The sequence below is a fragment of the Candidatus Methylacidiphilales bacterium genome, assembly GCA_025056655.1.
GTDB lineage: Bacteria > Verrucomicrobiota > Verrucomicrobiia > Methylacidiphilales > JANWVL01 > JANWVL01.
In genome coordinates this window covers 19,050-29,834 of sequence record JANWVL010000001.1, presented here as the reverse complement: position 1 = coordinate 29,834, position 10,785 = coordinate 19,050, and the positions used below count along the sequence as shown (strand labels likewise).

Annotated in this window: 8 protein-coding genes; 6 read left to right on the top strand and 2 right to left on the bottom strand. The window is 48.9% G+C overall.

All coding sequences use genetic code 11. From position 1 onward, the window contains the following. From NZM04_00145 to NZM04_00120, 6 genes are all read left to right on the top strand, one after another. A partial coding sequence (locus NZM04_00145; GenBank protein ID MCS7062453.1) for a hypothetical protein occupies positions 1–525 on the top strand: 525 nt, incomplete at its 5' end. A 36-nt stretch (positions 526–561) separates the two neighbouring features. After that, entirely contained in the window at positions 562–1,416 is an 855-nt protein-coding gene (locus NZM04_00140) for a metallophosphoesterase (protein MCS7062452.1), read from the top strand. Positions 1,417–1,506: 90 nt separating this feature from the next. Next, positions 1,507–1,800: an Asp-tRNA(Asn)/Glu-tRNA(Gln) amidotransferase subunit GatC gene (gene gatC, locus NZM04_00135; protein MCS7062451.1), complete on the top strand. Its 294-nt coding sequence runs from the start codon at positions 1,507–1,509 to the stop codon at positions 1,798–1,800. 29 nt (positions 1,801–1,829) lie between these two features. After that, positions 1,830–3,296: an Asp-tRNA(Asn)/Glu-tRNA(Gln) amidotransferase subunit GatA gene (gene gatA / locus NZM04_00130; GenBank protein MCS7062450.1), complete on the top strand. Its 1,467-nt coding sequence runs from the start codon at positions 1,830–1,832 to the stop codon at positions 3,294–3,296. Between the two features lie 16 nt (positions 3,297–3,312). Next, positions 3,313–4,776: an Asp-tRNA(Asn)/Glu-tRNA(Gln) amidotransferase subunit GatB gene (gene gatB / locus NZM04_00125; GenBank protein MCS7062449.1), complete on the top strand. Its 1,464-nt coding sequence runs from the start codon at positions 3,313–3,315 to the stop codon at positions 4,774–4,776. A gap of 3 nt (positions 4,777–4,779) precedes the next feature. Beyond that, positions 4,780–5,793, top strand: coding sequence for a DUF4931 domain-containing protein (locus NZM04_00120; protein ID MCS7062448.1), 1,014 nt, complete (start codon positions 4,780–4,782; stop codon positions 5,791–5,793). Here the strand turns inward: NZM04_00120 and NZM04_00115 are convergent. Together NZM04_00115 and NZM04_00110 are read right to left on the bottom strand one after the other, a co-directional pair. After that, on the bottom strand, positions 5,790–7,061 hold the full coding sequence (locus NZM04_00115; protein ID MCS7062447.1) for a hemolysin family protein: 1,272 nt from the start codon (positions 7,059–7,061) through the stop codon (positions 5,790–5,792). The two genes, NZM04_00120 and NZM04_00115, sit on opposite strands and share 4 nt — an antisense overlap. Before the next feature lie 75 nt (positions 7,062–7,136). Next, positions 7,137–10,700: a PQQ-dependent sugar dehydrogenase gene (locus tag NZM04_00110; protein MCS7062446.1), complete on the bottom strand. Its 3,564-nt coding sequence runs from the start codon at positions 10,698–10,700 to the stop codon at positions 7,137–7,139. Positions 10,701–10,785: the final 85 nt, after the last annotated feature.

Here is a 10,785-nt window from a genome sequence, read left to right as displayed (position 1 = left end):
GTAGTCGGTTATCTTTGGTGGAAGGTGTCTGTGGATGGGATTGTGCCAAGTAGTTTTTTTTATTGCACATGGTTGATGGGGGCCGTGGTGGTGGCGGGGATATTTTGGGTTTTCATTCGCCCGCGATACGGCTGGAGCTGGAGGAAAAGTGAACGTTACAGGCAGACGATTTTGTGCTGTGTGCCGGCAGGGCTTTGTGGGATTCTGATTCCGTTGTGGTTGATGTTAACGAACTATCCGCAGACTTGGATAGCGATGTTTTGGATTCTTTTTTATGGGCTTGCGTTGCTTTCGTTGCCGCCGTATGCGCCGCAGGGGCTTTATAGTCTGGGCTGGGCTTTTTTGGTGTGCGGCTTAGTGGCGGTGGCCGTGGTGTTGTTTGGGAGTGCGTTTGTTTTGAGTGATACGAATACGGCGCTGCTTTTTATGTTTGGGACGTTTGGATTGTTGCATCTGCTCTATGGCGTGAGTGTGAAGTTGAGCTTGCAACAGGCTCCCATCGAGGACGGCAAGGAGGATGAGTAGCCGAGTGCGTAGCCAGTGGATTGAACTGGCAATGTTATGAACCGCCGTGAGTTTCTCAAGCGCGCTTTCTGGATCGCTACTGGCGTCGGCATCCCGTGGGGAGGGTATTGTTCATGGCTCCAGACGCGCCGATGGGTGATGCGTCATTACACGCTTTTCCTCCCTGATCTGCCTTTGGCTTGGGAAGGAAGTCGTGTGGTCTTTATCGCGGACTTTCATCACTCGTGGTATTTCGAGGTTGAAAAAATTCAAGAGGCCGTAGAGGCCATCCATGGCCTGGATCCTGATATAATCTTGCTCGGAGGGGACTATGTCCACTACGGGTATAAAGTGCGACATTATCTGGACTCGGTGTTCGAAGTTTTGAAGGCACTTCGAGCGCGTGAGGGTGTTTTTGGCGTCCTCGGCAATCACGATGCACACGAAAATTTGAGCTACGCGCGAGAGAGAATGATCCGAGCAGGCATCACCGATCTCAGTAATGCGTTTACGCGTCTCATACGAAAAGGAGAAACGCTGCGATTGGCCGGCCTTAGTGACGTGAATACAGAAGTGCCTCGAAGTGATCGTGCCGAGTTGAACCAACCAACAAAGGAATGCACGCTGCTGGTGACGCATAATCCGGACGTTTTTGAGCATTTGCGAGAGTATGTGCATTATTCGTTCGCGTTTGCTGGACACACCCATGGAGGGCAAGTCTATATTCCAGGGTTCGGTGCGCCGATAATCTCCAGTGCGTTCGGGCAGAAATATCGTTACGGCTTTATCCGCACTTATACGGGCACAGTCTATGTGACGAGCGGCTACGGATCGGCATTTCCGCCTGTGCGTTTTTTTTGTCCACCAGAGATTTGCTTATTTATCCTGAAAAAGGAGGGCAACGCCTCATAGACCTGCAGGTAGTTAAAGAAATTCTTACAGAAGGTTACCTTCCTTTGTTATTGCGGAAGGTGGGTTGCTCAGCTATGAAGGCGGCCGAGTATGCCTCATGAATCAACGGCCTCTATTGACGTCGCCTACGTCGCTCAACTTGCACGAATCCAGCTCTCACCGGAAGAGACTGTCACCTTCCAAAAGCAACTCAGCGATGTCTTACACTATGTAAACCAACTCTCCGAAGTCGATCTATCCAAGATCGAACGATTGCCGCAGCCCCCTATAGAAAATCATCTCAGAACCGACGAACCCCGCCCCAGCCTCCCTAGGGAGGTCGCGCTTCAAAATGCTCCCCTACATACGTCAGAATTAATCCTCATGCCCAAAGTTGTTGAATAATTAAAACCCTAATAACCGCGAATCTACCCATGCAATGGCACACAGAGACAATCGCTTCGCTCCGACGACATCTTCTAGCTCGATCCGTTTCTCCAATCGAAATAGTCGAAGCCCTCATCTCTCGAATCGAAAAAATTGATCCGACTCTCCAAGGCTACAACTTCAAAAACTACGAAGAAGCACGCCAAGCGGCTCAAAATGTCGATATCGAGAAACCTCTGGGCGGAATCCCCATTGCGATCAAAGACGTGATCAACGTCAAGGGCCAACCTTGCACTTGCTCCTCAAAGATGTTGGAAAACTATGTGGCTCCATATGACGCCACAGTCATCTCCAAGCTCAGAGAAGCAGGAGCTATCCTGCTAGGACGCACCAATATGGATGAGTTTGCCATGGGCTCTTCAACCGAAAACTCTGCATGGGGCATCACACGCAATCCTTGGGATACAACCCGCATCCCGGGCGGCTCCAGCGGTGGATCGGCTGCCGTCGTCGCTGCACATGAGGCAATCGCTGCGCTCGGCTCAGATACCGGCGGCTCTATCCGGCAACCTGCTGCCCTCTGCGGATGCGTTGGAATTAAACCCACCTATGGTCGAGTCTCACGATATGGCCTTGTCGCTTTTGCCTCAAGCCTTGACCAAATCGGTCCCTTTGCAAAAACAGTCGAAGATGCCGCAATCCTACTCGATGTCATCAGTGGATATGATCCCATGGAAAACACTTCCGCCCGGCGAGAATATGCTCCACTGGCGCCTACCTTGAAAAATAGCGACATAAAAGGCATGCGGATCGGAGTGCCGAAAGAGTATTTTGTGGAAGGGATGGATCCAGAGGTAGAAAGTCGCATTCGTGAGGCTATCGCGGAGCTAGAAAAATTGGGTGCGCGTGCAATTCCCATTAGCCTGCCCCATACCCGATACGCGGTCGCTGTGTATTACATTATCGCTACGGCAGAAGCCTCTGCGAATCTCGCTCGCTACGACGGCGTTCGTTATGGTCATCGCACGACGCAGGCAAAGGACGTGCTGGAACATTACTTCCTAAGCCGTGAAGAAGGTTTTGGTCCTGAAGTAAAACGCCGAATCATTCTCGGGACCTACGTTCTCTCATCAGGCTACTACGATGCATACTACAATCGGGCGCAAAAAGTCCGCGCGCTTCTAAAAAAGGATTTTGAAGAGGCCTTCACTCTGTGCGACGTCATTGCCACACCGACCTCACCGATTCCAGCATTCAAAATCGGCGAAAAAACTAGCGATCCCCTGCAAATGTATCTGGCAGACATTTACACGATTGCGGTGAATCTGGCTGGAATCTGCGGAATTTCCATCCCTTGTGGATTTACTCAAGAAACAGCAGATCGCCCTAAACTGCCCGTCGGCCTTCAACTCATCGGCCCAGCCTGGGGGGAAGAAAAGATTTTAAAAGTAGCCCACGCCTACGAACGTGCCACTCCCTGGCATTTAGAGAAACCGCCCATTGCGCTGGATTGAATCAAGAACAAGCATTATGAGTGCGATCCCTTACGAAGCAGTCATCGGCCTTGAAGTGCACGTCCAGATAAAGACAGCCACAAAGATGTTCTGCGGTTGCAGAAACGAATTTGGAGCAGAACCCAATACCAACGTGTGCCCTGTCTGCCTCGGTTATCCGGGTGCGTTGCCAACCCCGAATCGGGAGGCAATTGTGAAAACGATCGCTACAGGATTGATGCTACATTGCGAAATTGCGAAGACCTGCAAATTTGATCGGAAAAACTATTTTTATCCCGACATGCCAAAGAATTATCAGATTTCTCAATACGACCAGCCTCTTTGCCTTGGCGGTCGGATCGATCTCTACACACTTGCCTTTCCCAAGGATGCACAGAAACAAGAACAAGCTCTAAATCCACGCTCCGTGCGCTTACACCGAATACATCTCGAAGAGGATGTTGCCAAATCGTTTCATTTTGAGGGCTACAGCGGTATTGACTTTAATCGCGCGGGCACGCCCCTTATGGAAATCGTTTCAGAAGCTGACATTCGCACCCCCGAAGAAGCCTTTGCTTATCTCACCGCACTCAAGCAAATATTGATTTACGGCAACATCAGCGACGCTGATATGGAAAAAGGGCAGATGCGCTGCGATGTGAACGTCTCCGTGCGTCCAGCAGGCGCCACCACATTTGGGACAAAGTGTGAAATTAAAAACCTGAATTCGATTTCGGCTGTTCGGCGCGCGCTAGCTTATGAAATCGATCGACAAATCCAAATCGTAAGCCAAGGAGGAACAATTCGACAAGAGACGCGCCGATGGGATGACGCTAGAGGGCAGACGTATGTCATGCGCACGAAAGAACAAGCTCACGATTATCGTTATTTCCCTGATCCAGATTTGATGCCGATCCGAACGGATGATGGACTTCTAAAAGAAGCAGAATCTCTAGTCCCAGAGCTACCAGCTGCGAAAAAGAAACGCTTTCAAGAGCGCTATGGTTTATCCGAATATCAAGCCAGCGTGCTGGCTTCGGAACGAAGCTTTGCGGATTATTTCGAGCTTGCTGCTCAAGGAGCCAAACAGCCGAGTCTCGTTGCAAATTATTTAACGAACGATTATCTCGCCGCGCATGATATAACGGAGCCGGTGAAAATTCCCGCTGCCCACTTTGCGCAGCTCGCCAACCTTGTGGATTCAGGAAAAATCAATTCTAAGCAGGCTCGCGAGGTCTTAGCTGCAATGTTTGAATCGGGAGAGGAACCTGAAAAAATTGTGCAAGCCAAAGGGATGACTCAGATGAGCGACATTGCTGAGCTTGAGCGCTTATGCGATGAGGCGATCGCGGCCAATCCGCGGTCTGTGGCAGATTTTAAGGCAGGTAAAGAAGCTGCGATCAATGCCTTCAAGGGTTACATTATGAAAGCGACAAAGGGTAAAGCACATCCGCAGTTAATGAACGAAATTTTGAGAAGAAAACTCACGGAAGGGAAATGATCTATGTCTGAACTACGTCGGGATGCTCTGTTGCGTCATTGGGTGATATTTTGTCCAGAGCGAGTCAGAAGGCCGCTTGAATTTCATGAAGAAGGTATCCGTATGCAAGAGGTGAATGCCTTCTTACCTGGCCATGAGCAGCTCACGCCACCGGAGGTTTATGCAATCGGAGAGGCTGGCCGTGCGCCGAACACCCCTGGATGGCGTGTCCGTGTTGTGCCGAATCGTTATCCCGCGCTTCGTGTAGAGGGTCAACTCGAAGCTTCAGCCTGTGGACATAATGATTGTCTAACAGGCATCGGCGCTCACGAAGTGGTTGTGGAAACCCCGGATCCAAACAAGGAGTTGCATGATCAATCTCCGCAAGGCGTTTTTGAAGTGCTTCAGGCTTACCGTGCTCGAATGCTTGATCTGACTCGCGACTTAAGAATGCGTTACATCGTCGCGTTCAAAAACGTAGGGCCTTTAGCTGGCGCTTCCCTGAAGCATCCACATTCACAAATCATGGGCTTGCCCGTTGTGCCGCCTGTCTTCATTCATGAATTAAACAACGCTCGTGAATACTACTTGCGTCATGAGCGAAACTATTTTGATGATCTGATTCGACAAGAGTTATCCATGGACATTCGTATTGTAATTGAAAATCGGGATTTTGTTGTCTTGTGCCCTTATGCCAGCCGTTTTTCTTTTGAAATGTGGGTTGTGCCGCGACGACAAAGCAGCGATTTTCGCACTGTGCAGGATTACGAACTGCACACTTGCGCAGACGTCTTGAAACAATCACTTAGTCGTCTGCAAAAGATATTGAAGCGGCCAAGTTACAATCTTGTGCTTTACACGGCTCCGCTGAGAGCGATGCCGGGACAAGCGGAGAGTTTGTGGGAAAGCTGTTACCGTTGGCACTTTAAGATCATGCCGCGGCTAGCCGGAATTGCAGGACTTGAGCTGGGCACAGGAGTGTTTATGAACCCAATCATGCCGGAAGAAGCAGCGCGTCATTTACGTTCCATGCGTTAAGTAGAGGAATCGGATACTGAGTCTCGGTGGATTACAACTTGATAGATCTTACCTCGGCGTGCTTGCTGCACGCTAAACTGAATATTACGGTAGGTATAGCTCGCGCCGATATGGCTTTCTTGTGGTAAGCGCGCAGTCAACCATTGTGCAAGAGTCTGCTCGGGGAAATCCTCTGGCAAATCTTCCTGAAGAACGCTTTCAACACCTTTAAGGCTCAAATTGCCTCCGACTCTCCACAAGTTGTCCGTAATCGGAATGACTGTTTTGGCACTGATATCGAACTCATCATCGATGTCGCCTACGAGCGTCTCTATTAAATCTTCGAGAGTGATCATTCCGACTACGCGGCCTTGGCTATTTTTTATCAGAGCGATGTGATGACGACGTGCGGAGAGCCGTTTCAAGGCTTGGGTGAGATTTTCCGTCTCGCTCAACGTGAGGATCGGACGAATAAAGGCGGCCAGATTCAGAGCTTCTCCATGCTCTCGAAATCCGATAAGGTCTTTATAGTTGATGTAGCCGTGGATGTTGTTGGGATCGCCGTCTGCACTGACCGGGTATCGTGTGTGCATGGCATGTTGACCGAGACGTAGGTTTTCAGTGACGGGGCGATCGAGTCTGAAAAACGTAATGTTCTCTACGGGAATCATGATTTCGCGCAATTGAGTTTGGCTCATTTTTACAGCATTGACGATGATCGACTCTTGCTCTGAAGCGATTGCGTCATGAGCGTGCGCTAATTCAGCGATTACCTCTATATCGATAGCTGTGGTGCGCTCACTTGAATGACCTCGAGAAAAGGAGCGAATGAATTGGGTGAGCCAGCGACTGAACCTAATAAGTGGCGTAAGGACAAGTATGCTGATTTCAAGAGGCTTGAGAAGGACCGGTGCAAAAAACTCAGGAAATAGTGCGCCTATGGTCTTAGGGATGATTTCCGAGCAATACAAAATGGTCAACGTCAAGGCGACTGTGAACCAGAAAATATATACACCGTTATCTTGAGCTATTTTTGAAAAGAGCAGGCCGGCTAGAGTCGCGCCACCTGTATTGCATAAAGTGTTGATAATTAAGATAGCTGAAATCGGGCTTTCGACATTTTTTTTGAGTTGTTTCCATCCTTTCGCATACCACCTCTTTTCTCGCTCCCAAGTTTCAAGACGAATTGGACTGAGGCTCAGAAGAACAGCCTCGGAAAGGGAACAAAGATGCGACCCTAATATCGTGATGGCAAGAATTACAATTAGGAAGATGATTTCCGTGCCCATCCCGGGCGCTTTCTAGCATGGACAGAATAAATGAAAAAGTCTTTCTCAGAGTCTTTCTCAGACGAATGCGAGAATTTAGTTCAACTGAATTTTGAGACGAAAGAAGCGGCGCCCATTCGATGAGGAAGGAGTGACATCGCGAACGGTGATCGTCTCGGTGCCATTACCATTGTTAACTGTAGAAACAGTCGTGAGATGGTTTGGCCCACTTAGCCATGGACCATTGATCAGATCGCTGGTGATTTCAGGGGTGATCGTCACGTCCGTCGCACTGATGGAGCGTGTGTAGCTTACTGCATAATAGGACTGGCCAGACTGCATGACCATAGTGGGAGTAAGGATAGGTATCTGAGAAGCATCTTGAGGAAGTGTTGCGGAAGCGTATTCGATCAAGTTGGGGAATCCGTCTTGGTCTGGATCCGCAGAAGGGCCGCTGACTTGAGAATCATTGGCTTGTGCCGAATTGAAAGTGTTGAAGCGCCATTGGTTGTAGGGTGTGCGTCGGATCACTGTGATGGGAGAGGAAACTGCTATCCCCTCTTGAGCGTCTGTCGCACGGGCTGTAAGGGTGAAAGTGCCCTCTGATGAGGCATTCCAATTGAATGAATAAGGCGCCGTGGTATCTTCACCAATGAGCTGACCATTGACTAGAAACTCTACTTTTGTGATGGGATTGTCGAAGTCGTTAGCATTGACGTTAATCGTCACTGGTGTGTTAGTTGTAAAGCTTTGAGATGAGGCAGGCGATGTGATCGATACGGTGGGAACAAGATTAGAAGCCCAATCTATTGCATTTCGGAGAAGCCGAGTTCCGAACTCCGTTAGATTTTGCGCCGTAAAATCTTCGAGGAAGATTCCGAGTCTTCGGGCAGGAGCAACAAAGCTACTTGCCATCGTTGCTCCTTTTTCAAAACGGAAAAGAATAGCTTGCGCAACGTTATGTGTGGACCAGGCAGAGGTCACAAAATTTCCGATAGGATTTCCCCATGTAAAGGTGGAAGGAGCGAGAGTAAGAGCGACTGTGCTGGACTTGGGGACATCGGTGAGTAAAACGTCATTTGCATTATTCGAGGTGATACCGACTGTCTGATTGAAGAGCGTCCCATAGTTGACGTTAGGTGTAGGCCCCGTCATCAAGAGATCATCGAAGAGAAAGGATTCACCGCAAATGATCGGCACTGTGACGTTGGTAAATTTGTTTCCGACATTCGCCGATAGAACTGTAGATGAAATATAGATGAGTGACTTGCCCTGTGCATCAGCCGTTGTGACGAGATCGTCAGTTACGACATTGACCACGTAGTTTTTGCTGAGGAGTTGTTGGCGAACGAATTCCTCTGCAGGGTTAAGTGTAAAGCTGTCTGCAACGATTAAAGCAACTTTTTGTGTAGTAACTGTGATGAGGCCTGCTTTTTTGGTTTGAACAACGCCGTTGCTTCCAGTCACACGAAGCCGAACTGTAAACGTCCCCGCTGTCGTGTAAGTGTGAGTCGGATTCTGCAAAGTGCTGGTGTTACCATCTCCAAATTCCCAAAACCATTGTGTCGCGCCAGGCATTGTCGATTGGTCGGTAAATTGGACAGTCAGAGGAGGCGGGCCGCTTGTGACGTTGACCGAAAAGTCAGCTGTGCCTAGGAAACGTATACGAAAGATATTTGCGCCAGGCTTGCTTACAGTAGTAGGCGTCGCATCTTCGGCATAAAGATCCGAAAAATAAAGACCATCAGGCCCCGCAGCAATAGCACATGCGGTAGAACGACCACTACCCGCGTATTGGGCGAAGACAGTAGGAGCTTCTTGCAGCTGGCCATTGGGTGAAATGAGAAATTCAGTGATACGTTTTCCATTATTGGCGGGGCCTAGAGCAAAAGTAGGGCCGGATTCTGCGACATAAAGACGATTAAGTTTATTCGGAGGGAAACCGCTACCATTAAAAACGCCACTTTCTATGAAGGCGAGCTGCACAGGAGCAACAGGAGTGACCCAGTTGTAGAGAGCATTTATCGTCATCGAGATATCGGTATCATTCCAGCCGAAAGATTGGCCGGGTAATGCACGACCTAAGCGATCGTTGGAATTGGGACCGTTTTCTGTGAAGTAGAGTGTGTTTGTGAGGCGACGCCACACAGAGCCGAAGGGGTTGCGGTGCCCATATGTGTAAATATAATCACGAATCGTTATCCCGTTGAAGATGTTGTAGAACGGATTACTAGAAACCGGAGCTCCTGTGGTGGTCATGCGCAGTATCTTCCCCCGCGCGTCTTCGAGATTTAATGCAGTGCTAGGGATAAAGCCGTCACCGACGTTGACAAGGAGGTTGTTTTGGTTGTCAAAAGTAATTGCAGAAATTTGATGAGATTGTGCGATGCGATAAGGCGATGTTGAGAAGATCCGTGTTTTATTCGCTGCGGTCAACCCCCCGTCTGTGCTGGTAAAACGAACAACTTCACCATAAAAGATCGGGTTTCCTCCTGCATCGACGCCGTCTTGGTAAACAACGGTGGCATAGATATCTCCTGTGGTGGGATGGATGGCTAAATCCGCAACACCGATCTCACCTGTGCCTGGGAAAGAACCAGTGGGGTTAAAATTTAGCAAGTTGGTTGCGTAATTTGAAATGACACCGTTTCGCCGGACGACTTTAATATTTCCGTATAATTCAGCGACGTAGTAGAAAGGGGCATTTGGATTATTGCTAGGAGATGGGACGAATTTTATCGAGACTGGCAAGCTGAAGCCAGTGGCAACTTTTTCAATGACATACCCTGGCTGCGTCACCGTCCACGGAACCGCCGCACCACGCGCGAGTTCGTCAAATTTTGGGACTGTATCTCCTAACACCGCTTTGTAGGAGCTCCCTTGCTCAGATATCCAGAAAGCGATCTCTTGGTTGGCTGAAAGGGAAATGCTGGGCAAGTAGAGTGTACGATCAACGGGTTGATTATCGGTAAATTTTATCGTGGAAGACGGGATTTGAAGCGGCTGGCTGCCGGCCTTGATGCGGACTTTAACAGATTTGTCCAGGGCGATAGGTGTAGGGTTGGTGATCGCGTTAATCGTGCCATCTGAGCCGCTTATGATTAAAAAAGTATGGCCACAACAGCTTTCGACATAGAGTTGATGAGGAGAAGCAGCTTGAGGTAAGATGACTGGCACATCTGTGCTATCTAGCCACTGTGGCAATGGGGTATTGAGTATATCTGTTATTTTGAGTGGTTGAATCTCACCAAGTGGGGCAGTCTTAAAATTTCTCTGTGCCCATGGGCCAGGGATATTCTGGTTGTTTCGAAATCGCATCCGTACGAAATAATTACGGTCTGGATCTAGATTGTTTTTCCCGGCAAGCGGCCCGACAAAAGTGCCATCACCAAAATGAACATGAAATGCGATCAGGCCTGTGACAGCATCTGCTTTCCAAACCAAAGCTTGAGGCGATGCCTGCCATATTTCATAATCTGTGCCCCCGAATTGATTAGCAGGACCCGGAAAAGGAGCGCAGGCCATATGAACATCAAAGGCACTGACCACTGCCCCATCGGAAATAGGCTCAAGGATTTGAGGCGTCGGTATCTGGGAAAAAACAAATGTGTGGTTTAATAGAATGTAAACCAACAATGATACGGTATGATTTGATTTCATAGGCATAGCGTAACTCAAATTTTCTAAATGCAACTTTCGCCAATGAATCTAAAGTTTTAAGAAGTCTTAATATAGCTGCGGAAAA